At 57.7% G+C, this 23,852-nt stretch carries 25 protein-coding genes and 1 other RNA gene; 16 read left to right on the plus strand and 10 right to left on the minus strand.

Features of this window, described 5'->3' with window-relative positions; genetic code table 11:
• Positions 1 to 55: 55 nt before the first annotated feature.
• The 5 genes from B347_RS0103825 to B347_RS0103850 all read left to right on the plus strand — a co-directional run bounded on the left by B347_RS0103825 (position 56) and on the right by B347_RS0103850 (position 6,162).
• On the plus strand, positions 56 to 943 hold the full coding sequence (locus tag B347_RS0103825; protein WP_019408385.1) for a LysR family transcriptional regulator: 888 nt from the start codon (positions 56 to 58) through the stop codon (positions 941 to 943).
• A gap of 94 nt (positions 944 to 1,037) precedes the next feature.
• Positions 1,038 to 1,877 (plus strand): formate dehydrogenase accessory sulfurtransferase FdhD, encoded by an 840-nt coding sequence (gene fdhD, locus B347_RS0103830; protein ID WP_019408386.1) that lies wholly within the window; start codon positions 1,038 to 1,040, stop codon positions 1,875 to 1,877.
• The gene (locus B347_RS0103835) at positions 1,874 to 4,222 is read left to right on the plus strand and encodes an FdhF/YdeP family oxidoreductase (protein ID WP_019408387.1); all 2,349 of its coding nucleotides are present in this window, start codon (positions 1,874 to 1,876) and stop codon (positions 4,220 to 4,222) included. Before fdhD ends, B347_RS0103835 begins: the two co-directional genes overlap by 4 nt.
• Before the next feature lie 286 nt (positions 4,223 to 4,508).
• Complete coding sequence (locus tag B347_RS0103840) at positions 4,509 to 4,979, plus strand: glycine zipper domain-containing protein (protein ID WP_019408388.1); 471 nt, start codon at positions 4,509 to 4,511, stop codon at positions 4,977 to 4,979.
• 256 nt (positions 4,980 to 5,235) lie between these two features.
• Positions 5,236 to 6,162, plus strand: coding sequence for a hypothetical protein (locus tag B347_RS0103850; RefSeq protein WP_019408390.1), 927 nt, complete (start codon positions 5,236 to 5,238; stop codon positions 6,160 to 6,162).
• A 147-nt stretch (positions 6,163 to 6,309) separates the two neighbouring features.
• On the opposite strand, the gene B347_RS0103855 is transcribed toward B347_RS0103850, so the two are convergent.
• Entirely contained in the window at positions 6,310 to 6,774 is a 465-nt protein-coding gene (locus B347_RS0103855; protein WP_019408391.1) for an Lrp/AsnC family transcriptional regulator, read from the minus strand.
• Between the two features lie 127 nt (positions 6,775 to 6,901).
• On the opposite strand from B347_RS0103855, the gene B347_RS0103860 reads away from it, so the two are divergent.
• From B347_RS0103860 to B347_RS0103885, 6 genes are all read left to right on the plus strand, one after another.
• A complete protein-coding gene (locus B347_RS0103860; protein ID WP_019408392.1) occupies positions 6,902 to 7,228 on the plus strand; it encodes a hypothetical protein in 327 nt (108 codons plus the stop codon).
• Between the two features lie 115 nt (positions 7,229 to 7,343).
• Complete coding sequence (locus tag B347_RS0103865; RefSeq protein ID WP_019408393.1) at positions 7,344 to 9,110, plus strand: GspE/PulE family protein; 1,767 nt, start codon at positions 7,344 to 7,346, stop codon at positions 9,108 to 9,110.
• Between the two features lie 102 nt (positions 9,111 to 9,212).
• Positions 9,213 to 10,133: an SPFH domain-containing protein gene (locus B347_RS0103870; protein ID WP_019408394.1), complete on the plus strand. Its 921-nt coding sequence runs from the start codon at positions 9,213 to 9,215 to the stop codon at positions 10,131 to 10,133.
• Between the two features lie 3 nt (positions 10,134 to 10,136).
• Entirely contained in the window at positions 10,137 to 10,586 is a 450-nt protein-coding gene (locus B347_RS0103875) for an NfeD family protein (protein WP_019408395.1), read from the plus strand.
• Between the two features lie 65 nt (positions 10,587 to 10,651).
• The gene (locus B347_RS0103880) at positions 10,652 to 10,966 is read left to right on the plus strand and encodes a DUF2388 domain-containing protein (protein ID WP_019408396.1); all 315 of its coding nucleotides are present in this window, start codon (positions 10,652 to 10,654) and stop codon (positions 10,964 to 10,966) included.
• A gap of 158 nt (positions 10,967 to 11,124) precedes the next feature.
• Positions 11,125 to 12,267: a DegT/DnrJ/EryC1/StrS family aminotransferase gene (locus B347_RS0103885; protein WP_019408397.1), complete on the plus strand. Its 1,143-nt coding sequence runs from the start codon at positions 11,125 to 11,127 to the stop codon at positions 12,265 to 12,267.
• A 59-nt stretch (positions 12,268 to 12,326) separates the two neighbouring features.
• Here B347_RS0103885 and gcvH read toward each other — a convergent pair whose 3' ends face one another.
• From gcvH to B347_RS0103925, 8 genes are all read right to left on the minus strand, one after another.
• Complete coding sequence (gene gcvH / locus B347_RS0103890; RefSeq protein WP_019408398.1) at positions 12,327 to 12,710, minus strand: glycine cleavage system protein GcvH; 384 nt, start codon at positions 12,708 to 12,710, stop codon at positions 12,327 to 12,329.
• A gap of 61 nt (positions 12,711 to 12,771) precedes the next feature.
• The gene (gene gcvT, locus B347_RS0103895) at positions 12,772 to 13,854 is read right to left on the minus strand and encodes a glycine cleavage system aminomethyltransferase GcvT (RefSeq protein ID WP_019408399.1); all 1,083 of its coding nucleotides are present in this window, start codon (positions 13,852 to 13,854) and stop codon (positions 12,772 to 12,774) included.
• Positions 13,855 to 14,010: 156 nt separating this feature from the next.
• Positions 14,011 to 15,627 carry an ABC transporter permease gene (locus B347_RS0103900; protein ID WP_019408400.1) on the minus strand — a complete coding sequence of 539 codons (1,617 nt, stop codon included), beginning with the start codon at positions 15,625 to 15,627 and terminating at the stop codon, positions 14,011 to 14,013.
• Positions 15,628 to 15,809: 182 nt separating this feature from the next.
• Positions 15,810 to 16,811 carry an extracellular solute-binding protein gene (locus B347_RS0103905; RefSeq protein ID WP_019408401.1) on the minus strand — a complete coding sequence of 334 codons (1,002 nt, stop codon included), beginning with the start codon at positions 16,809 to 16,811 and terminating at the stop codon, positions 15,810 to 15,812.
• Positions 16,812 to 16,955: 144 nt separating this feature from the next.
• Positions 16,956 to 18,182 carry a 2-octaprenyl-3-methyl-6-methoxy-1,4-benzoquinol hydroxylase gene (locus B347_RS0103910; protein ID WP_019408402.1) on the minus strand — a complete coding sequence of 409 codons (1,227 nt, stop codon included), beginning with the start codon at positions 18,180 to 18,182 and terminating at the stop codon, positions 16,956 to 16,958.
• Positions 18,183 to 18,258: 76 nt separating this feature from the next.
• On the minus strand, positions 18,259 to 19,446 hold the full coding sequence (gene ubiH / locus B347_RS0103915; RefSeq protein WP_019408403.1) for a 2-octaprenyl-6-methoxyphenyl hydroxylase: 1,188 nt from the start codon (positions 19,444 to 19,446) through the stop codon (positions 18,259 to 18,261).
• A complete protein-coding gene (gene pepP / locus B347_RS0103920; protein WP_019408404.1) occupies positions 19,443 to 20,777 on the minus strand; it encodes a Xaa-Pro aminopeptidase in 1,335 nt (444 codons plus the stop codon). The genes ubiH and pepP overlap by 4 nt, the downstream gene beginning before the upstream one ends.
• Positions 20,778 to 20,806: 29 nt before the next feature.
• A complete protein-coding gene (locus B347_RS0103925) occupies positions 20,807 to 21,370 on the minus strand; it encodes a YecA family protein (protein WP_019408405.1) in 564 nt (187 codons plus the stop codon).
• A 134-nt stretch (positions 21,371 to 21,504) separates the two neighbouring features.
• Here B347_RS0103925 and B347_RS0103930 point away from each other — a divergent pair, with 134 nt between their 5' ends.
• From B347_RS0103930 to B347_RS0103940, 4 genes are all read left to right on the plus strand, one after another.
• Entirely contained in the window at positions 21,505 to 21,714 is a 210-nt protein-coding gene (locus tag B347_RS0103930) for a TIGR02449 family protein (protein ID WP_019408406.1), read from the plus strand.
• Positions 21,711 to 22,028, plus strand: coding sequence for a cell division protein ZapA (locus B347_RS0103935; RefSeq protein WP_019408407.1), 318 nt, complete (start codon positions 21,711 to 21,713; stop codon positions 22,026 to 22,028). Before B347_RS0103930 ends, B347_RS0103935 begins: the two co-directional genes overlap by 4 nt.
• A 31-nt stretch (positions 22,029 to 22,059) precedes the next feature.
• A non-coding RNA gene (gene ssrS, locus B347_RS25760) (6S RNA) lies at positions 22,060 to 22,237 on the plus strand.
• A 92-nt stretch (positions 22,238 to 22,329) separates the two neighbouring features.
• Complete coding sequence (locus tag B347_RS0103940) at positions 22,330 to 22,935, plus strand: 5-formyltetrahydrofolate cyclo-ligase (protein ID WP_019408408.1); 606 nt, start codon at positions 22,330 to 22,332, stop codon at positions 22,933 to 22,935.
• A 45-nt stretch (positions 22,936 to 22,980) separates the two neighbouring features.
• Here B347_RS0103940 and B347_RS26650 read toward each other — a convergent pair whose 3' ends face one another.
• A complete protein-coding gene (locus B347_RS26650; protein WP_019408409.1) occupies positions 22,981 to 23,130 on the minus strand; it encodes a hypothetical protein in 150 nt (49 codons plus the stop codon).
• A gap of 196 nt (positions 23,131 to 23,326) precedes the next feature.
• On the opposite strand from B347_RS26650, the gene B347_RS0103950 reads away from it, so the two are divergent.
• Positions 23,327 to 23,776 (plus strand): EVE domain-containing protein, encoded by a 450-nt coding sequence (locus B347_RS0103950; protein ID WP_019408410.1) that lies wholly within the window; start codon positions 23,327 to 23,329, stop codon positions 23,774 to 23,776.
• Positions 23,777 to 23,852: the final 76 nt, after the last annotated feature.

A 23,852-nucleotide genomic window follows, 5' to 3' on the forward strand; every position in this document is an offset into this window, starting at 1 on the left:
CTAAGGGTTGAAATATCCAGAGACCTAAGCGTAGACCAACATTCGCGGAGCAACGATGGACATCAAGCAACTGAAATTCCTCATTGCCCTCGATGAAACCCGGCATTTCGGTCAGGCCGCTGCCCGTTGCCATATCACTCAGCCCACCTTGTCGATGCGCTTGCGCAGCCTTGAGCAGGAACTCGACCTGCAACTGGTCAATCGCGGGCAGCGCTTTGAAAGCTTTACCGCCCCCGGCGAGCGCGTGCTGGCCTGGGCCCGTACGGTGCTGGCCGCCTACGATGGCTTGCAAGCCGAAGCCGCCGCCTGGCGCGGCAATTTGATCGGCACGTTGCGTATGGGCGTGGTGCCGCTGTCGAGCTTCGATCCGCTGCCTTTATTGCAACGCCTGCATCAGGACCACCCTGAATTGCGCTTTGAGTTATCTGCACTCAGTTCCGAGCAGATCCTTGAACAACTGGCCAGCAACCAGTTGGACGTGGGGGTGTCGTATCTGGACCGCCTAGACCATGAGCGCTTCGACTCCCAAGCGCTGGGTGAAACCCGCATGGGGCTGCTTTACGACCAACGGCACTTCAACTTTGGTGAACAACCCTTAAGTTGGGAGGCATTGATTGAGCTGCCACTGGGCCTGCTCAGCGGCGGCATGCACTTTCGTCAGTCCATCGATCACAATTTCCACAGCCGAGGTCTTACACCGCATCCTTTGTTACAAACTGATGCCGTTCATCAACTTCTACAAGCGGTACACGGCGGCTTTTGCTGTGCGGTGATGCCCCTTGAGGGCGGGCTGCAAGCACTCACAGACGACTTGCGCCTGCACCCCATCGAAGACGCTAAAACCTTGGCGCGACTGGGTTTGATCATGCGCCGCGAAGCGCCGCGCTCGGCATTGGCTGAGGCCTGTTTTGCGCTGTACCAAAAATCACTCAACCCTTCGTGATCGATGGCATCTATCAATAGATCAACGCTAGCGATTAGACGCGACAGAGTGTCGCGCCTAGGCTTAGGGTCATATCACCCGTTGGTAATGCCCTATGAACGCCAAGCGCCCCTTGTGCGCGGCGCCCGCCACCACATCGCCCGCGCCAACTGCTAGCCAGACCTATCACTACGCCACGCTCGACCAGAGTAGCGTTGCTGAAACAGCCTTGGCGGAAGAAGTCGCCCTAGCAATTGCCTATAACGGCATCAGTCAGGCCGTAATGTTGGTCAGCCCCACCGACCTTGAAGACTTTATCGTCGGGTTCAGCTTGGGCAGCGGGATCATTCATCACGCCAGCGAAATCTACGATCTCAAACTCATGGGTTCAGGCTCGGCGCAGTACGCACACGTCGAAATCGCCAGCCGGGCGTTCTGGAACCTCAAGCAGCAACGCCGACAACTCGCGGGCACCAGCGGCTGCGGTTTATGTGGCGTCGAGGCGGTCGAGCAGGCACTGCCCGACCTTAACGTACTGCCCGGCGCGCCCTTGCCGCCCGTTCAATGGCTCGACGGCTTACGCCAGCGCATCAGCGCGTTTCAACCGTTGGGCCAACACTGCGGCGCCGTGCATGCCGCTGTTTATATGGATGGCAATGGCCAGTTGCTGATGGGCCGCGAAGACATTGGCCGACACAACGCCCTCGATAAATTGATCGGTGCACTGGTGCGCCAGAACGTCGACCTAACCGGCGGTGCTGCCATTGTCACCAGCCGTTGCAGCCTTGAACTGATTCAAAAAGTGTTGCGTGCCGGGATTCAAACCCTGATCAGCCTGTCCTCGCCTACTGGCCTGGCGCTGCAATGGGCCCGTCGCCACAACCTCAACCTTATTCATCTGCCGCAAAAAAGCGCGCCACGGGTCTACAGCCCGGTGCAGGAGATTCAGCCATGAGCACTCATCATCAAGCCGACAAAACCCCAACGCCACGCTATAAGCCCTACACCGGCCCAGCGGGTGGCTGGGGTGCGCTGATCAGTGTGGCGCAAGCCTGGTTGACCAGCGACAACGCGTTGAAAAACCTGCGCATGATGCTCAAGACCAACCAGAATGGCGGCTTCGACTGCCCTGGCTGCGCGTGGGGCGATTCGCCGGAAAGCGGCCTAGTCAAATTCTGCGAGAACGGCGCCAAGGCGGTGAACTGGGAAGCGACAAAGCGCCGCGTGGATGCTGCCTTCTTCGCCAAATACAGCGTGAGTGCGTTGCTGGAGCAAAGCGATTACTGGCTCGAATATCAGGGCCGCCTGACCGAGCCGATGAGCTACAACGCCGAAACCGACCATTACACGCCGATCAGTTGGGATGCTGCTTATGGCCTGATTGCCAAGCATTTGCTGAACCTGTCGAGCCCCAATGAGGCCGAGTTCTACACCTCGGGACGGGCCAGCAACGAAGCGGCTTATCTGTATCAGTTGTTTGTGCGTTCGTTCGGCACCAACAACTTCCCGGACTGTTCAAACATGTGCCACGAGGCCAGCGGCGTGGCGTTGGCGCAAAGTATCGGGGTGGGTAAAGGTACCGTGACCTTTGACGACTTTGAGCATGCCGACGCTATTTTCGTGCTCGGCCAAAACCCCGGCACCAACCACCCGCGCATGCTCGAACCGCTGCGCGAGGCGGTTAAACGCGGCGCTCAAGTGGTGTGCGTCAACCCGCTCAAAGAACGCGGCCTCGAACGCTTCCAGAACCCGCAACACCCGCTGGAAATGCTCACTAACGGCGACCGCCCGACCAACACCGCCTACCTGCGCCCGGCACTGGGCGGCGACATGGCACTGTTGCGCGGTATGGCCAAGTTCTTACTGCAATGGGAGCGCGACGCCCTCGCCGCAGGCGAACCGGCCGTGTTCGATCATGCCTTTTTGAATGAGCACACCTCAGGCGTGCTCGATTACATCTCCAGCCTAGACGCCACATCGTGGGAGCACATCATCGAGCAATCGGGGCTCACCTTGGTTGACATCGAACGCGCTGCCCGCATGTACCTCAAAGGTAAAAACGTAATCATGTGCTGGGCGATGGGCATCACTCAGCACCGGCATTCGGTACAAACCATTCAGGAAATCGCCAACCTGATGCTGCTACGCGGCAATATCGGCCGCCCTGGCGCAGGCCTGTGCCCGGTGCGCGGTCACAGCAACGTGCAGGGCGACCGCACAATGGGCATCAACGAACGCCCACCCGTGGCCTTCCTTGACGCGCTGGAGCGCCGCTTCAAATTCAAAGTCCCGCGTGAAAACGGGCACAACGTGGTTGAGGCCATTCACGCCATGCTCGAAGGTCGGGCCAAAGTGTTCATCGGCCTGGGCGGCAACTTTGCCCAAGCCACGCCAGACAGTCCGCGCACGGCCCAAGCGCTGCGCAATTGCGACCTGACGGTTCAAATCAGCACCAAGCTCAACCGCAGCCACCTGATGCACGGCAAAGAAGCGCTCATTTTGCCGTGTCTGGGCCGAACCGACATCGATATCCAGGCCGAAGGTCCGCAGGCGGTGACCGTTGAAGACTCGTTCAGCATGGTCCACGCCTCTAATGGCCAACTGAAAGCGCTGTCGCCTAAAATGCACTCCGAGCCTGCAATCATTGCCGGGATTGCGGCTGCCACGCTGGGCACACACCCGATTGACTGGAGCTGGGTGGTCGCCGACTACGGGCGCATTCGTGACTTGATCGCCGATACCATTCCCAGCTTCAAGGATTTCAATACCCGCGTCCAAAACCCTGGAGGCTTCTATCTAGGCAACTCTGCGGGTGCCCGCCAGTGGAACACCCCGACCCAGCGCGCCAACTTCCGGATCAACGAATTACCGCAAGATTTAGTGGATGCCCGCACCCGCGCTACGGGGCGATTGCCTGACCTGATCCTGCAATCGATGCGCTCGCACGACCAGTACAACACCACCATTTATGGGCTCGACGACCGTTATCGCGGGGTTAAGGGCCAGCGTGACGTGCTGTTCGTCAACGAAGCCGACATCATTCGCCTAGGCTTTAAACCGGGGCAAAAAGTCGACATCGTGTCGATCTGGGATGATGAGCATGAACGCCGCGTGAAGAACTTCACCTTACTGGCGTTTGATATTCCCGCAGGGCAGGCAGCGGCCTATTACCCCGAGGTTAACCCGCTGGTGCCGCTGGAAAGCACGGGGGATGGTAGCCATACGCCAACGTCCAAGTTCGTGGCGATCTACCTTGAAGCGGCCAGCCCATCGCGGCTGATTATGGCGAAAGCGAGCTGAAACAAAAGTGCCCTCTCGCAGAGGGCACAATTTTTAGCGCTGGCGGCATCCGTGTAGGCACGCTCGCGCCTACACGATTCGGGCAGCGACGGTACTTTTCGCCAGCGTTTAGCCATGCAAAAGTGGTTTATCCGAATAGCTAACAGACCGCCTAAAAATTATTAAGTTCCCTATCAAAAACAATAACTTAGGTAATTGTGTACAACTCGTGTTACTCGTCGGATTCCGATTGTAAGCAACCTTCTCCAGCCTCAGGATCGCGCCGTCATCCTTTTGAGGCTCACCTATGAAGCTCACCTCGATTCTCTTGTTGTCCCTTGGCCTGGTCAGTGGCGTAGCCTCGGCCGGTGGCACCACCGAAGCCGGTGTAGGCGGCGCATTAGGCGGGGTGCTGGGCGCCGTAGTCGGGCAACAACTCGGCGGTTCAACAGGCTCAACCATTGGCGCAGGCGTAGGCGGCGCAGCAGGCAGTGCTGTTGGTGCAGATAAACGCAGCCGTGGCGAAGCCGCCATTGGTGGTGCACTAGGCGCAGCAGGCGGTAACGTGCTGGGGCGCGGAGTTGGCGGCAGCACCGGCGCATTGGTCGGCTCGGCCGCTGGCGGGGGCGCCGGGGGCGCGCTGGGCAACTACATGGGCAATAAAAGCGATGCCGATGATCGCCGCTCCAGTCGCGACAACCGACGCTACTACCGCGACGATCACCGGGGTCGTGGCCATGCGTATGGCCATCACAAAAGAAAGCATCACCGCGATTGATGCCATCAAACGGGAGACCTCAGGTCTCCCGTTTTTGTTTATGCACAACTACACCCCTTTCCCGCCCACCAAATTGTTTCAGTGCATTAAGCCCGCCTGTTTCAGCCTGATCATGCAGGCTGCATGACTGCGTTCATGACTCAAAATACTAACCAATTGAAAATTAACACTTTTAATACAAATCGATTGTTGGCATAGCCCCTGCACTTACCTGAATGAAGGTTGCACTTCATACCATTTCAGGAGCACAACAATAATGATCGGGACTTCAGAGCACTATCCCGCTGCCCAGCAAGATTCCTCTAGCCACTCAGGCGTTTCCTGGGCCGCTATATTTGCTGGCGCCGCTGCCGCTGCCTCACTCTCTCTGCTGCTGATAATGCTGGGAGCTGGTTTGGGGTTTTCTGCCGTATCACCTTGGGCGGGCGAAGGTATTGGCGCCAAAGGCTTAGGCCTGACCGCTATTGTCTGGCTGGCTTTAACCCAGATCATTGCCTCGGGTATGGGCGGTTACCTGGCAGGTCGCTTGCGGGTCAAATGGTCCAACATGCATGGCGATGAAGTGTACTTTCGCGACACAGCCCACGGCTTTTTGTCTTGGGCGGTCGCAACGCTCGTCACCGCAACCTTGATTGCAGGCTCTATTAGCAGCGTTATCGGCAGCGGTGTACAAGCCTCCGCCAACGTTGCCTCGGGTGCTGTGACAGCTGCAAGCAGCGCCGCCGGCGCACACGCTAAAAATGGCTCCAGCGAAAGCTCGGACTACTTCATCGACACGCTGTTTCGCGATGATCGCGGCACCGCTGTCAGCGAAGACGCGGCCCACGGCATCGTGACCCGCATCTTTGTACGCAGCCTGAGCAACGATGGCCAACTGAGCACCGAAGACCGCTCCTACTTGGCACAAATCGTTGCCCAACGGACCAACCTGACCCAGCCAGAAGCTGAGCAACGGGTTGACCAGGTCTACACCAAAGCGCACCAAGCCATTGAAGACGCCAAGGTTAAGGCTAAGCAAGCGGCTGACACTGCCGCCAAAGTGGCTGCTTGGACCACCCTGTGGATGTTTATCACGCTGTTGCTCGGCGCGTTCTTTGCCAGCCTGTGCGCGACCTTCGGCGGTCGTCGCCGTGATGCCGTGACCTACCTTGATCGCCCTATCACCCCATCAGTTGATCGTTAATCCTGGAGAATAAAAATGCGCTCACTTCTGTTGTTTTTCCTCGGTATCCCAATCCCGATCATTATTTTGATTGCGCTGTTTGTTCACTGACAGCCAGGTTTAATCCCTGATAACGGCCTCCCTAGTGGAGGCCGTTTTGCGTTCTGATCAAACCGGCAAACAGGTGGTGGACTTGATCTCGGACAACGCAACAATTGAGTTCACTTCCTGAATACCCGGCACCATCGACAGTTTTTCAAAGAAGAAGCGCTCATACGCTTCAATGTCTGCGGTGACGATGCGCAGCAAAAAATCCACCGACCCCATCAGCACATAACATTCCAGCACCTCGGGGAAACCACGAATAGCATCGGTGAACTCAGTGAAGTTGGAGCGCCCGTGAGCGTTGAGTTTGATCTCGGCAAATATCTGCGTGTTAAGGCCGATTTTCTTGCGGTCCAGCAAGGTGACTTGCCCACGAATTATGCCTTCGTCCTTCATTCGCTGAATGCGCCGCCAGCACGGTGATTGCGACAACCCCACCTGATCGGCGATCTGTGCACTGGACAGCGAGGCGTCCTCTTGCAGCAGTGCCAAAATGCGCCGGTCGTAAGCGTCTAGCTCGCCCTGCATAAAAATACCTTTAAATAAATAGTTGAAGACTTAATCCAGTCGTTTTATTGCTCAATAAATGCATCTTAGATAAGAAATTCCCTACGCGGCGTGTAAATATTTCTTCAGCCTAATCAGGAGTACTCGCATGCCGCCTCTGGAAGCCGTCCACCCCTCAACCCGTCCCGACGTGTGGGCCAGCAATACGGCCCCCTGTGCAGTGTTGTTTCGCATCCAGGCCGAGGCGGATGCCGATGTGCTGTGCCGGGTCCTTAATCTATTTGCCTTGCAACAGCTGATCCCTCAACGAGTGGATGTAGTGCGCGATCGCGACAGCTTCAGCATTGAGATCCTCAGTGACGAGCAAAGCTGGCACCGCGCTCAGGTAATTGGCGAAAAATTACGCAATCTGGTCAGTGTGTTCGACATGACACTGGCACCGGCTAAACCCGCCATGGCTGCACTTACCGGGTAACAGCTCGCAACTATTGGGCAGCCCAAGGCTTCCCTTGGGTGACTAGGCTTCACGGTTCAAGGTGCAGACAAGGATACGTCCGCGCCGGTGTTTGAAGCCGTCCCCAGGAGCTTTTATGCGCAACGCCCCGCCCCATGATCAGTGGCTCAGCCTGAAACAATTGCTGCCCGCCTTGCTCGCCCAAGGCCGACTGCTGCAAGGCTGCGCTGAACAGGCCTTGATCGCCAGCCGAGACCCTCTGAACAACCAACTGCACCCGTTAGTGTTTTTGGCTAATCAACACTTAGATGACCCCAGCCGCCCCGGCAAAACCCTCGACATCGAAACGCTGACCGCGTGGCTTGCTGCGCAGTACAAGCAGCCCTATCTGCGCATCGACCCACTGAAAATTAATGTCGCAATGGTCACCGGGCTGATGTCTTTTGCCTTCGCGCAGCGGCATAAAATCCTCGCGGTGGCGGCGGATGAAGAGGCCATCACCATTGCCAGTGCTCAACCCTGGGTCAGCAGTTGGGAAGTCGACCTCAAGCACGTGCTCAAGCGCCCTATCAAGCGTGTGATTGCCAACCCTCTGGAGATTCAGCGCCTAAACGTGGAGTTTTTCCAACTGGCTAAATCGGTCACGGGGGCGGCGCTCAATGATCAAAAAACCAGCACCCCGGCCAACCTTGAGCAACTGCTCACGCTCGGCACCAGCAGCCAAGAGCCCGAAGCCAACGACGCACACATTGTCAATATCGTCGACTGGCTGTTTCAGTACGCCTTTGAGCAACGCGCCAGTGATATTCATATCGAGCCGCGCCGCGAACAGGGCTGTGTGCGCTTTCGCATCGACGGGGTGCTGCACAACGTCTACCAATTTCCCCCTCAGGTCACGATGGCCATCGTCAGCCGTCTCAAAAGCCTGGGCCGGATGAATGTCGCCGAAAAGCGCAAACCTCAGGACGGAAGAATCAAAACCAAAACCCCAGCGGGAGCAGAAGTGGAACTGCGACTCGCCACCCTGCCGACTGCCTTTGGCGAAAAAATGGTGATGCGTATTTTCGACCCGCAGGTGTTGCTCAAAAACTTCGATCAGTTGGGTTTCAGCACCGAAGACCTACAACGCTGGGAACACATGATTCACCAGCCCAACGGCATCATTCTGATCACCGGCCCGACAGGCTCAGGTAAAACCAGCACCCTGTATGCAACGCTCAAGCAACTGGCCACTCCGCAAGTCAACTTGTGCACCCTGGAAGACCCGATCGAGATGATTGAGCCCGCCTTCAACCAGATGCAGGTACAGCCCAATATCGACCTGACCTTCGCTAACGGTGTGCGGGCGCTGATGCGACAAGACCCAGACATCATCATGCTCGGAGAGATACGCGACCTCGAAACTGCCGAAGTTGCCATTCAGGCCGCCTTGACCGGGCATCTGGTGCTCTCCACCCTGCACACCAACGACGCCCCCAGCGCCATCAGCCGCCTGCAAGAGCTGGGCGTCGCACCCTACTTGATCAAAGCCACGTTGCTGGGCGTCATGGCCCAACGGCTGGTGCGAACGCTGTGCCCTGAGTGCAAGAGCGAGCAGCCCCTACTGGCGGGCGACTGGCAAAGCCTAGCCCCCGCCTGGGCTAACCCGCCGCCGACGCATACGTGCAGGGCCAATGGCTGCGTGGAATGCCGGGACACCGGCTACAGCGGGCGTGCCGGGGTGTACGAAATCATGCAGATGAACGACCGCCTCAGCGCCCTGATCGGTCCGCAAACAGACATCAACACCCTGCGCCGCGAAGCCTGCCGCGAAGGCATGCGCCCGCTGAGAATCGCCGCAGCCCATAAAGTGACCAGCGGCATGACCACTCTAGAGGAGGTATTACGCGTAACCCCGGCGTAGTTGAATTATTTTGACTAAAATTTAAACAGCTGGGCCGTATGCGTGCGCGTAGTCTGCGGCAGGGGGCTTCCCCTGCTGGTACATCACAAACAAGGAAAGGTCATGCAAGTAGGTACTGTGGTTCTGTTATTTGTCGCGCTGGCGATTGCCGTGCTCTTTATGGGGTTCAAGGTCGTTCCGCAAGGTTACCAATGGACCGTTGAGCGCTTTGGCCGCTACACCAATACCCTTAAACCCGGCCTGAACATCATCATCCCGGTCATGGACCGCATCGGACGCAAAATCAACGTGATGGAAAGCGTGCTGGACATCCCGCCGCAAGAAGTCATTACCGCCGACAACGCCACCGTGCAAATCGACGCCGTGTGCTTTTTTCAGGTGGTCAACACTGCCCAGGCCGCCTACGAGGTCAACAACCTAGAGCACGCCATTCGCAACCTCCTACAAACCAACATCCGTACCGTGCTTGGCTCGATGGAACTGGACGCAATGCTCAGCCAGCGTGACGGGATCAATGAAAAGCTGCTGCGTACCGTCGATGAGGCCACGGCACCTTGGGGCATCAAGATCACCCGTATCGAGATCAAGGACATCAGCCCACCCGCAGACCTGATGGCCGCAATGAGTGGTCAGATGAAAGCTGAGCGGATCAAGCGTGCGCAAATTCTTGAAGCCGAAGGCCTGCGAGCCTCGGCGATTTTGACCGCCGAAGGTAAAAAGCAGGCACAGATCCTCGAAGCCGAGGGGGGTCGCCAGGCAGCCTTCCTTGAGTCCGAAGCCCGCGAGCGCCAGGCCGAAGCAGAAGCCAGGGCAACGCAGGTGGTTTCCGAAGCCATTGCCACCGGCAACGTGCAAGCGATCAATTACTTTGTGGCGCAAAAATACATCGATGCACTGGGCAAACTGGCATCAGCCAACAACAGCAAAGTCATCCTCATGCCGCTGGAAGCCAGCCAAGTCATTGGCGCAGTGGGTGGTATCGGCGAAATCGTCAAAGCCACTTTTGACAACAAAAAGGCCTGATACATGTGGGAGTTCCTGCAAAACCTAAGCTACTGGGACTGGCTGGCACTGGGCACCGTCCTGTTGATTCTGGAAGTGTTCGGCGCAGGCGGGTATCTGCTGTGGGTGGGCCTTGCCGGGATCATCGTCGGGGCGGTGACCTTTCTGATCCCCGCCCTTTCCTGGGCGCTACAACTCCCTCTATTTGGCGTGCTGGCTATCCTTACGGCAGTGTTCTGGTGGAAGCGCCAGCGCAATACCATCGCCCACAGCGATCAACCCGAACTCAACAGCCGTGGTCACGAGCTGATTGGTCGTACGTTTGTGGTGCAGCAAGCGATTGTAGAAGGGCGAGGCAAAATAAAAGTGGGTGATGGCGTCTGGATGGCTGTTGGACCTGACGCCGAAGTCGGAACGGCTGTGCGCGTCACGGCGCAAAACGGCACGGTATTAAGCGTAGAAATTGCTACCTAACATTACGGAACTCCGGGTTGCTAACTACAATCAAACAGACAGTTAACCTATTCGGAGTTACCGTCATGCGCCTGAAATATGCTGTCGCCGCTATTGCGTTGTTGTCCCTTCCTGTTGGCTCTGCCATGGCCGATAGCTTCTGGAGTAATGTTCTGTCTTCTGGCGCGACCACCGGTTCGACCTACCTAACGTTCAAGAAAGACCGCAAAGTGATTGCAGCTCAAGATGATGCCGGCAGCTTTGTGGCCAGCAACGGCGAAATTCGCGGCCCCTACCTTGAATCGGCCATGCAGCAAGTGCGCGCTGACAACCCGAGTCTGAACGTCAGCGACATGGACCTGGCAAACGCGATTCTGGTTAAAAACGCTACAGCTGAGTAATCCCCTCTGCGCTCATAAACCCGTAGCAGGCTCGGCAACTGCTACGGAGCAGTTTCTCCAGCGAGCTCATTCAGCATTCATACAGAATTTTCACCGGCTGTGAACAAGGCACTGGGTATGCTTTACTCACCCAAATTCACATCGGACGTCCAGCCTCTATGAGCTCTCTGCCTTTCCTGCCGTTTTCCAAACCCACTATTGATGAAGCCACCATTGCTGCCGTGGGCGACGTGTTGCGCTCGGGCTGGATCACCAGCGGGCCAAAGGTTCAAGCGTTTGAAGCGCAATTGTCTGAGTATTTCGGCGGGCGACCGGTGCGTACCTTTAACTCCGGCACCTGCACCATGGAAATCGCGCTGCGCATCGCGGGCATCGGTGCTGGCGATGAAGTCATCACCACGCCTATTTCGTGGGTGGCCACCGCCAACGTAATCATTGAAGTCGGCGCCACGCCGGTGTTTGCCGACATTGACCCAGTCACGCGCAATATCGACCTGGCCAAGCTTGAGGCCGCGATCACACCTCGTACCAAAGCTATTATTCCGGTGTATCTGTCGGGCTTGCCGGTGGACATGGACGCGCTCTACGCGCTGGCTAAAAAGCACAACTTGCGCGTGGTTGAAGACGCTGCTCAAGCCTTGGGTTCGAGCTGGCAAGGGCAGCGCATCGGCGCTCGCGGTGATTTTGTTTCGTTCAGTTTTCAGGCCAACAAGAACATCACCTCGTCTGAGGGCGGTTGCCTGGTGCTGAACAACGAAGAAGAGGCGCGCCTGGCCGAGAAATATCGCCTGCAAGGCGTAACTCGCACCGGTTTTGACGGGCTTGATGTCGACGTGCTGGGTGGCAAGTTCAACATGACCGATATTGCCGCAGCCATTGGCCTAGGTCAGTTTGCGCATATTGAAGCGATTACCGCCCATCGTCGGGAATTGGCCAAACATTATTTCGAATGTTTCGGGCCAGGCTTCGAAGCCGAATACGGGGCGCAATTGCCTGTAGCGGACTTCAACAACACCAACTGGCATTTGTTCCAACTGGTGCTGCCAGAGCGCAAAGACGGTGAGCCTGCACGTGCGACGTTTATGAAAGAGATGCAGGCGCTAGGCGTCGGTGTGGGTTATCACTACCCGCCGATTCACTTGCTGAGCTTGTACCGCGCACGCGGCTTCAAGGAAGGGATGTTCCCGATTGCCGAACGTGTAGGACGTTTAATCGTGTCACTGCCAATGTTCACGGCAATGACCAAGGCCGATGTAGAGCGTTCTGTGGCGGCCGTTAAAGCCGTACTGAAAGACGCTTAACACCTGAAACTGTAGGAAGAGCCAGTCGACGCTCGATTGCCTCTTCCTACATGTTGCGATTACTCGCCGATGGCGGCTTTGTAACCGGCAGCGTCCAACAGTTTTTCCAGCTCAGCGGTGTTGCCTGGCTTGAGCTTGAAGATCCAGCTGGCGTACGGGTCGTTGTTTAGGTCTTCTGGGGCGTCACCCAGCGCTTCGTTGACCGCAATGACTTCGCCTGACACTGGCGAGTAAATATCCGACGCCGCTTTTACCGACTCAACCACGCCTGCGGCATCGCCCGCGGCAAACACTTTGCCAACCTCTGGCAGCTCAACAAACACCACATCGCCCAGGGCTTCTTGAGCGTGATCGCTGATACCGACGGTAATCGTGCCATCCGCGTCCAGACGTGCCCACTCGTGACTTTCAGCAAAGCGCAACTCAGCAGGGATCAGGCTCATATTCAGTGTCCTCAGAAGAAAAGTCAGCGGCTCACACCGTGTGCGAACCTGCCAGTAAACGTTAGATCAAGGCTTTGCCAAGACGAACAAAAGTCGGTTTAACTACGCGAACCGGGTACCACTTACCGCGAATTTCGACCTCGGCACGGTCAGCCGTAGCCATTGGAACTCGCGCCAAAGCGATCGATTTGCTTAGCGTAGGAGAGAAACTACCACTGGTTATCTCTCCTTCGCCAACATCAGCTATACGAACAACCTGATGAGCCCGTAGGACGCCTCGCTCTTCGAGCACCAAACCCACCAGCTTGAGCCCTGAACCATTGGCTTTTTCGGCCTCTAGCGCTTCGCGCCCGATGAACGTGCGCGAGGCAGGTTCCCAGGCAACAGTCCAGGCCATGTTGGCTGAGAGTGGCGAGACAGACAGGTGAATATCCTGCCCATAAAGATTCATGCCGGCTTCGAGGCGCAAGGTATCGCGCGCGCCCAAACCGATAGGGGAAATTCCGGCGCCGACCAGATCATTAAAGAATGCTGGGGCTTGATCGGCCGGGAGCAGAATTTCCAGGCCATCTTCGCCGGTGTAGCCGGTGCGGGCGATAAACCAGTCACCGCTGGTCTGCCCTTCAAAGGGCTTGAGTTGCTGAATAAGCTGGCTACGCGCTTGGCTCACCAACTCGGCCACTTTTTGCCGCGCCTGAGGCCCCTGAATCGCCAGCAGCGCCAACTCAGGACGCTCCAACAGGTTAACCGCATAGCCTTGCGACTGAGCGTTCATCCAGGCCAAATCCTGGTCGCGGGTGGCGGCGTTGACGATAAGCCGATAACCCGAGGGCATCAGGTAGACGATCATGTCGTCGACCACTCCGCCCTTCTCGTTAAGCATGGCGCTGTAAAGTGCTCGGCCGGGCGTGTTTAAACGGTCGACATCATTAGCCAATAAATGCTGTAGCCATTCCTTGGCCTGATCCCCGGTAACGTCAATCACGGTCATATGCGAGACATCAAAAACCCCACAGTCGCGGCGCACCTCATGGTGTTCCTCAACTTGCGAGCCGTAATGCAAGGGCATATCCCAACCGCCAAAATCGACCATTTTCGCGCCTAGGGCGAGATGCAGGTCATACAGAGGCGTACGCTGTCCCATGGGTTTCTCCTTCCGGGCTTGGCGAAGGTGCGGACAGGCTTGCGCAACATTTCAGACCGTTGAAAGTGGCCTTAGTGTGTTTAACAAACAACCTGGCCTGACAGACAGACCGCACCGAATGCCGCGCATTGTAGCCGTATGCAGGAGGACTGACACCTAACTGTTGCGATGGGCCGAGCGACGAATCAGGCCGATGACCGGAAGCAAGCCGACCAGAACTAAGGTCAATGCTGGCAGGGAAGCTCGCGCCCATTCACCTTCACTGGTCATTTCAAAGATCCGTACCGCCAGCGTATCCCAGCCGAACGGGCGCATCAGCAGCGTGGCAGGCATTTCTTTGAGCACATCCACAAACACCAGCAGCGCGGCGCTCAAGGTGCCCGGCAGCAATAACGGCAGATACACTTTGAAAAACAGTCGCGGGCCACTCACGCCCAAACTGCGCGCAGCTTCAGGCAATGAAGGCCGAATGCGTGCCAGGCTATTTTCCAATGGGCCGTAAGCGACCGCGATGAAGCGCACCAAATACGCCAGCAACAGCGCTGACAAGCTACCCAGCAAGAGCGGCTTACCCGCCCCCCCCAGCCAGCCCGACACCGGGATAACCAATTCGCGGTCCAGATAGCTGAAAGCCAGCATGATCGACACCGCCAGCACCGAGCCCGGCAAGGCGTAGCCGAGGTTGGCCAAGCTGACCCCGGCCCGGATCGCAGGCGTCGGAGCCTGACGTCGGGCAAACGCCAACACCAGCGCCACACACACGGTGATCAGCGCGGCCATGCTGCCCAAATACAGGGTGTGCAGAATTAACCCGGTGTAGCGCTCATCCAAGTCAAAACGCCCGCGCTGCCAGAACCACACCACCAGTTGCAGCATTGGAATAACGAATGCACAGGCAAATACCAGCAGGCACCAGCCGCTAGCCAGCCACGCCTTGGGGCCACGCAAGTGATACAAGGCCTTGACCCGCGGCCGCTCGTTGCTGGCACGACTGGCACCGCGGGCCCGACGCTCGCCGTAAAGCACGACCATCACCACCAGCAATAGCAAGCTGGCCAGTTGAGCCGCGGTCGAAAGGCTGAAAAAGCCGTACCAGGTTTTGTAGATCGCGGTGGTGAAGGTGTCGAAGTTGAACACCGACACGGCGCCAAAATCAGCCAGGGTTTCCATCAGTGCCAGCGCGACACCGGCGCCGATGGCTGGGCGGGCCATGGGCAAAGCAACGCGCCAAAAAGCCTGCCACGGGCTTTGCCCCAGCACGCGGGCAGCTTCCATCAGGCCTTTGCCTTGGGCCAAAAAGGCAGTACGCGCGAGCAAGTACACGTAGGGGTAAAACACCAGAATCAGCACGATGATCACGCCGCCGGTGGAACGCACGCGCGGCAGCCGCAGGCCCATCCCAAACCATTCCCGCAGCAGGGTTTGAACCGGCCCGGCAAAGTCCAGCAGACCGACAAAAACAAACGCCAACACATAGGCGGGAATCGCAAACGGCAGCATCAGCGCCCAATCCAGCCAGCGCCTGCCGGGGAATTCGCAGAGGCTGGTGAGCCACGCCAGACTGACCCCGAGCAGTGTCACCCCGATGCCGACACCGACAATCAGCGTGAGCGTATTGCCCAGCAGACGTGGCATCTGCGTGTCCCATAGGTGGCTCCAGATCTGGCTGTCAATGTTTTGCCAGGACAGCAGCAAAACGCTCAGCGGCAGCAGCACTAAAGCGGCAATGACAAAGACCAGCGGATACCAGCGACGTTGGGCAGGATGGGCCACGAAAAATTCTCGGAAGGGTTGGTGCGCAGGATTGTAGGGCGCGCAGCGATTAAAAGCCCCTCACCCTAACCCTCTCCCGGAGGGAGAGGGGACTAAAAGCAAAAGCAGTTCTGTGCAACTCCACAATTAGCTCCCTCTCCCTCTGGGAGAGGGCTGGGGTGAGGGTAGGCTTTTGGGTTTTATCAGTTCCAGCCAGCGCGGTCCATCATGCGGATCGCTTCAGCCTGGCGCTTGCCTGCGACTTCAACCGGCAATTCGTCAGCTTTGAAATCCCCCCAACTGGCCACTTCAGCCGACGGCGCAACGCTTGGGTTGGCCGGAAACTCTTGGTTAGTGCCGGCAAAAATCGCTTGGGCTTCAGGGGTGGTCATCCACTCCACCAGCGCTTTGGCGGCTTCAGGGTGCGGCGCGTATTTAGTCAGGCCGATGCCCGACAAGTTGACGTGAACACCACGGTCGGCTTGGTTCGGCCAGAACAGTTTGACTGCCAGATCCGGCTTCTGCTTGTGCAGACGACCGTAGTAATAGGTGTTGACGATGCCCACATCGCACTGCCCGGCGTTGATCGCTTCTAGCACCGCAATGTCATCGGAGAACACGTCAGTGGACAGGTTGTTCACCCAGCCCTTGAGGATTTCTTCGGTTTTCTGCGGGCCATTCACTTCGATCATGGTGGCGGTCAGCGACTGGTTGTAGACCTTCTTCGCCGTGCGCAAGCACAAACGGCCTTCCCACTTCTTGTCTGCCAGGGCTTCGTAGGTCGATAGCTCGTCTGGCTTCACCCGGTCAGTGGAATACGCGACGGTACGCGCGCGCAGGCTAAGCCCCGTCCACTCGTGGGAAGAGGAGCGGTATTGCGGCGGGATGTTTTTATCAATCACGTCGGACTTTAGCGGCTGCAAGATGCCCATTTGCTCGGCTTGCCACAGGTTGCCCGCATCCACGGTCAGCAACAGGTCAGCGGTCGCGTTTTGGCCTTCAGCCTTGATGCGCTGCATGAGCGGCGCTTCCTTGTCGGTGATGAACTTAACCTTAACCCCGGTTTTAGCGGTGTAGGCGTCAAATACCGGCTTGATCAGTTCGTCGATACGCGAGGAATAAACCACCACTTCATCGGCAGCAAAAACGCTGCTCCCAAACAGAGTAAGGGTCAGGGCAGTCAGTAGACGCTTGGGTACCAGCATGGGAGGTGGTCTCTCTAATGCGAATCGGGCGTAAATGGTAGTGAATCACATTTGCCATCTCAACCGAACTCGCCCCGCAGGCGTTACCAGATGTTGCAGACAATCAAAATCTCCCTATAGAGCCGCGTTCGATTAGAAGTATTCCTACAAAGCTTTGGCCAGCGGCGGCAGGTCGCCGGTGAGGCCCAGCGCCTGGCGCACGAACAGGGCTTTGGCTTCGGGCATTTGGTTGACCCATTTCAAACCGGTGTTGCGTATCAGGCGTGCAGTCAGCGAATCGGACTGGAACAGTCGCTCAAAGCCTTCCATGGCCGCCATCAGCGCAAGGTTATGGGGCATGCGGCGCCGTTCAAAACGACTCAATACCCGCACATCGGCCAAGCGTTCTCGGCGATCAGTCGCGTGCAACAACACATCAGCCAACACTGCCGCATCGAGGAAACCCAGGTTCACACCCTGCCCCGCCAGCGGGTGAATGGTGTGCGCCGCATCGCCGATCAAGGCCAGACCTTCAGCCACGTAACGTTTGGCGTGACGTTGACGCAATGGCACGCACACCCGAGGGTCAGCGCTGAGCACGTCGCCCAAACGGCCTTCAAAGGCGAACTCCAGCTCGCGGCAAAATGCGGCGTCGTCCAGCGCCATCAGTTTTTCAGCTTGCTCCGGGGTGGTCGACCAGACGATCGAACACCAGTCTTGCTGCCCTTCACGCTCCAGCGGTAAAAACGCCAGCGGCCCGTGATCGGTAAAACGTTGCCAGGCAGTCTGCTGATGCGTCTGCGCACAATGCACGCTGGTGACGATGGCGTGATGCTGATAATCCCACTCGCGGGTCTCGCAGCCGGTCAGGCGGCGCACCGCCGAGTTGGCGCCGTCGGCGGCAATCACCAGCGGCGCGCGCAAGGTGCGGCCATCAGCCAGCGTCAGCAGCCAGTCGTCACCCGCGCGACGCATTTGCTCCAGGCGCGCACTGGCCAGCATCTCGATATCGGTGCCTTGCACGCATTCCAGCAAGGCGTCCTGCACCACGCGATTTTCAACAATATGGCCCAGCACCTCGGCATGCACGCTGGCCGCTGAGAATTGAATATGCCCGGTGCCGCTGCCGTCCCACACGTGCATGTGCGAATACGGGCTGATACGCCGCGAACGGATCCCGTCCCAAGCGCCAAGGCGTTGCAAAATGCGTTGGCTGGCGGCCGACAAGGCGCTGACCCGGGGTTCAAAGGGGTCTTGGGCGGTAAAGGGTTTGACACTGAGCGGGCTGCCGTCGAGCAGCACAATGTTCAGCCCACTGTCTTTGAGCGCCAGCGCCAAGGCGCTTCCGACCATTCCGGCCCCGACAATCAGCAGATCTGCGCGCATTTCCATGCTTTATGCCTGTCTCGCTAGCGGCCAGGGCCGCCTCTAAAAATGGATCGACACGAGGCAAACGCCCCGGCCGCTATCAGCTGTCTGCGCGTGTGCCCAGGCCCATAGCCTGACGGGCAAACCAGCGCTTGGCCGGAGGTAATAAATCGAGGCCCAGCAAACCTAGGTTGCGGCCAAACGAAATCAGCGTTTGATCACTGCCAAAGAGCCGCGTCACTTGATCCGAGAAACCAATCGTGAGGTGTTGATCTCGTTGCTGACGCTGTTGATAACTCAGCAGCGTGGCCAGATCGCCGGGCTTTTTATCGCTCGCGAGCAAGGCATCGGCCAAGGCTTGGGCGTCACGCAGTGACAGGTTGAAACCCTGCCCGGCAATCGGGTGCAAGCTGTGCGCCGCGTTCCCCAACACCACCAGATGCGGACGTACCTGCTCTTGGGCTTCAATCAACGTGAGCGGGTACAAGTGCCGCGCGCCAACCTGCTTAAGGGTGCCGAGGCGATAGCCGAAGACGCCCTGCAACTCGCTGAGAAAGCTGCGCTCATCCAGCGCCGCCAGACGCTGGGCGTCCATGCCAAGACGGGTCCAGACCAGCGCACAACGGTTATCAGCCAGCGGTAACAACGCCATCGGCCCTTCCTCGGTGAAGCGCTCGAAGGCCATTCCGTCATGAGGCTGGCTGGTGGTGATATTGGCGATGAGTGCGCTTTGATCATAAGGCCGTTTACGCACATGAATGCCCAACTGCTCACGCAAGCCGGAACGTCCGCCATCGGCCAAAATCGCCAAGTCACAATCGAGCATGGTTTCATCATTGAGGGTCAGGCGATAACCCGCTTCAATCGGCTGCATGTGGATAACTTCAGCCGGGCAACGCCAACTGATCACATCCGGGTCCAGGCCTTTCCACAAGCATTGACCGAGCCAGGCGTTTTCAACCACATAACCCAGTGCTGGCACGCCCTCTTCACTGGCCGACAAACGTGCGGTAGAGAAGCGCCCACGGTCGGACACGTGGATGTCCTTGATCGGCTCGCCCCGCTCAGCAATCGCTTGCCACAGGCCCAAACGCTCATAAATGAGCCGGGCGCCATAGCTCAGTGCCGACGAACGAGCGTCGTAACTGGGCTGATAGGTATTGCCGGGGGCAAAGGGTTCGATCAGGACGATCTTCCAGCCCCGCGCCTTGGCCCCGGCCTGTAATGCCAGCGCAAGGCTCGCGCCGACCAGCCCGCCACCGATGATCGCCAGATTGAATCGACTCATGCTGCGTTCGCTCGTGCTGCGGCCATCAAGGCTTCAATCTCGGCGACAGTTTTCGGCACATCGCCAGTCAGAATCTCACAGCCGTTTTTGGTGACCACCACGTCGTCCTCAATGCGTACGCCAATACCACGCCACTTTTTCGCGACCTGCAGGTTGTTCGGACTGATATAAATACCGGGCTCGACGGTCAGCGTCATGCCGGGTTCCAGCACGCGCCATTCACCGCCGACTTTGTACTCACCGACGTCATGCACATCCAGCCCCAGCCAATGGCCAGCACGGTGCATGTAGAAGGATTTGTAGGCTTCGCTGGCGATCAGTTCGTCGACATCGCCCTGCAGCAGCCCCAGATCAACCAGCCCAGCCGTGATCACCTTAACGGTGATTTCGTGAGCCTGATTCCAGTGTTTGTTTGGCGCAATTTCGGTGAAAGCGGCTTCTTGCGCAGCCAGCACCAACTCGTAAATGGCTTTTTGTTCAGGCGAGAACGTGCCGCTCACAGGGAACGTACGGCTGATGTCACTGGCGTAGCAGTCGATTTCACACCCCGCGTCAATCAACACCAGATCGCCGTCTTTGAGCGCAGCGTCGTTCTCCTGATAGTGCAGGATGCAACTGTTATCACCCGAGGCGACGATTGAGCCATAGGCGGGCATTTTGGCCCCGCTCTTGCGAAATTCGTAATCCAGTTCGGCCTCCAGGCTGTATTCGTGCAGCCCGGCGCGGCTGGCCTGCATCGCACGGATATGCGCGCGGGCAGATATTTGCGCCGCGTGGCGCATGACCTTGATCTCTGCCGCCGATTTATACAGGCGCATGTCATGCAGCAGATGATCCAGAGCAACGAATTCGTTTGGCGGCTTGGCGCCAAGGCTGGCCTTGGAGCGAATGGTGTTGATCCACTCCATGAGATGGCGGTCGAACTCAGGGTTATTGCCCATCGCCGAATACACCCGGTCACGGCCTTCAATCAGCCCCGGCAAGATGTCGTCGATGTCGGTAATCGGAAAGGCATCGTCTGCGCCAAAGTCGCAGATTGCGCCTTCTTGCCCGGCACGCAAGCCATCCCAGAGCTCACGCTCGGCATTGCGCTCGCGACAAAACAGTACGTATTCGCCATGCACCCGGCCCGGGATCAAGACGATCACGGCCAGCGGCTCGGGAAAACCGCTCAGGTACTGGAAGTTGCTGTCCTGGCGGTACACATGTTCGACATCGCGATTGCGAATGGCCACTGCGGCAGCGGGCAGGATCGCAATGCTGTTGGGCTCCATCTGCGCCATGAGCGCCTTACGGCGACGGGTGTATTCCGCTTTCGGGATATGGATCATGGGCAGACGGGTTCCTTCTTGAAGATCAATCAGTGCAACGAAGGCTTAGCAGGTGCGGGTTCAACAGGCTTTTTGGTTTCTGTGAACAGCAACAGCGGCGCGACGCGCAGGTATTCCATCACTTCCATGTAATCGCTTTCGCCATCATCGGACTCTTCCAGAGCGTCTTGCACCTGGGAAATCGCCGCCAAGTCTTGCAGGACTTCTTTGCCTTCAATGCTCAAGGCATTGTCGCGATAGTTCAGGCCAAAACCGGCCAGAAAGCCCTGGCACCATTGGCCCAGCGCAATGGCGCGCTCGGTCAGCGGCGCGTCATCGGTTGGCAACAGCAGCACGACCGTCATGTCATCGCCGGTCAGTTCGCCTTTGACCATTTCTTGCAAACCGATCAAGGCATTGCGTACGTTGTCACTGATTTCATTTTCGCTTTGGAACAGCTCGGCCGCGTCAGCTAACCAGCCATCGTGGTCGAAGCCGGCACCCGCAGCGCTGCGGCCCAACAACAGGCCATGCAGTTCTGCAGGCGAAATATTATGGCCGCTGGTCGTCAGCAGGGTGGCAAAGGCTTGATACGGAGAGTTCTGAATAGGCATGGTCAGCTAGGCGCCAAGCGGCGCTATGTCTAGAATGGAGGCCTTGTATCCTAGCATCGGCAGACGGGCTAGACCATCGAGGCGTCAACTCGGTTGACAGTCGCCATCCATCAGAAAATACACAGTAGGACACAATGGAAGACACCGACCTGCATGCACTGATGGCTAGACTCGAGCTGCTGATTACGCGAGTCGAGCAACTTAAACGTCAAAACGGACTCTTAGTAGCTCAGGAAAAGACTTGGCGCGAGGAACGCGCGCACCTCATTGAAAAAAACGAAATCGCCCGGCACAAGGTGGAATCGATGATTTCGCGTCTCAAAGCCCTGGAGCAAGACTCATGAGTACAAGCAGTAGCGTCACCGTACACATCCTTGATAAAGAGTATTCGATCATGTGTCCCCAGGAAGAGCGCGCCAACTTGGTGAGTGCCGCCCGTTATCTGGACGGCAAAATGCGCGAAATTCGCAGCAGCGGCAAAGTGATTGGTGCCGACCGCATCGCCGTGATGGCGGCCCTGAACATTACCCACGACCTGCTGCATAAGCAGGAAGCACCTGAGGTACAGACCAGCACCGCGACGCGCGAACAAGTGCGCGACCTGCTAGACCGGGTCGATTTGGTGCTGGCCACTGATCCGAACGAACGTCAGAGCTGATTCAAAACGTTTCTTTGGGGTATACTCGCGCCACTCCCTGGAGTATTCGCCAGTTAGCGATGTCCCTGAGCCGATTCGCACTACCCTGGAGCTTGCACGTTGGACCGGTGTGCATGTCCGCTAGACGGAAAGCCTTAAGGTCTACTGCAACTTCCACCTTGAACTTTCGGGTTCAAGGGCCAAGCCGACAGCGGTACGTCGGGGAGCCTGATTTTCTAGCGCAATGCCAGATTCTTTTTACTGGCGTTGGCTTTCTACGAGCTAACTGCCCGGTTAGCTCGATCTCGAACAGCACGCCATCATGACCGAACCTGCGACGCCTACCCGCCCGCAACTTCGCCGACTGCTGCGCAAGGCCCGCCGCGAATTGTCGCCCAGCGAGCAACGTCAAGCAGCCCGTGGCCTGTACCGCCAATTGGCGCAGCACCCGCTGTTTCGCCGCGCTAAACACATCTCGCTGTACCTGCCCACAGACGGTGAAATCGACCCGCGCCTGCTGCTGCGGGAAGCCCAGAGACGGGGCAAAATCACCTACCTGCCGGTGCTCAGCGCCTGGCCCAGAACCAAGATGGTGTTCCAGCGTATTGCGCCGGGCGAAAAGCTGATCCCCAACCGTTTCCGAATTCTTGAGCCGCGTATCAATCACGCACGCCAACGCAAGGTATGGGCACTCGATCTGGTGCTGCTGCCGTTGGTGGGGTTCGATGCAACCGGTGGCCGACTTGGCATGGGCGGCGGCTTTTATGACCGCAGCCTGGCGTATCAGGCTCGTCGCCAAAGCTGGCGCAAACCGACGTTACTGGGCCTGGCCCATGAATGTCAAAAAGTTGGGAGTCTGGCGCAAGCCAGCTGGGATGTACCGTTACAGGGCACGGTCTCAGACAAGCAGTGGTACGTCGCCCACTGAGTACCAAGGCATCACGGTTAACGCGATGCCTTAGTTCATAAATAATTAGCGTTTAAAGGGTTGTACTTGCTGTTGTGCCAATTCAATCGGTTCATCGCTGGTGTTTGACCAGAGGCTTTGCGCATAACCCGTTGTGACCACGCCCAAACCGAACAAAATAACCAAAACCCACAGTAAATCCGGTTTGCGTTTCATCGATTGCCCCCCTTCAGGCAAATCAACACGATGACAGCAACGGTTTCTGTTATAGGCCGTGCAGCAGCGTCAAGCTTAAAATCCCGGCATTCTGAGGCAACGCGAACAGACACGCAAACGCTGGCGTCAACCGACTGTCGGTTTATCAAGATGTTGCCAGACAAAATAACCACGGCATGTTTAAGGAGCAGAAAAGATGGCCTATTGGTTGATGAAATCCGAGCCTGACGAATTCTCGATCAAGGATTTACAGAAGATTGGCGAGGCCCGCTGGGATGGTGTTCGCAACTATCAGGCACGTAATTTCATGCGCGCCATGGCGGTGGGCGACACGTTCTTTTTTTATCACTCCAGTTGCCCGCAGCCTGGCATTGCCGGGGTTGGTCGCATCGCTCAGGCCGCCTACCCAGACCCGACCGCGCTCGACCCTGAAAGCCATTATTTCGACCCCAAGGCCAGCCCCGAGAAAAACCCGTGGAGCGCACTGCAAGTGGCGCATGTGCAGACCTTCCCCAATGTCATCACGCTCGACTACCTCAAACAGCAAAGCGCGCTGTCTGAAATGCCGCTGGTGCAAAAAGGCAGTCGTTTGTCGGTGATGCCGGTGACGGCCGAAGAATGGGCGGTGGTGATGGGGTTGCTGTAGGCGATTCCGGGGTGCGCTGAAAGCCAATTTCGTAGCAGTTGCCGAGCCTGCGAGGCTACGTCCGATTGCGAAGCGA

This window comes from Pseudomonas psychrophila HA-4 (assembly GCF_000282975.1).
In the GTDB taxonomy this organism is placed as follows: Bacteria; Pseudomonadota; Gammaproteobacteria; order Pseudomonadales; family Pseudomonadaceae; genus Aquipseudomonas; species Aquipseudomonas psychrophila_A.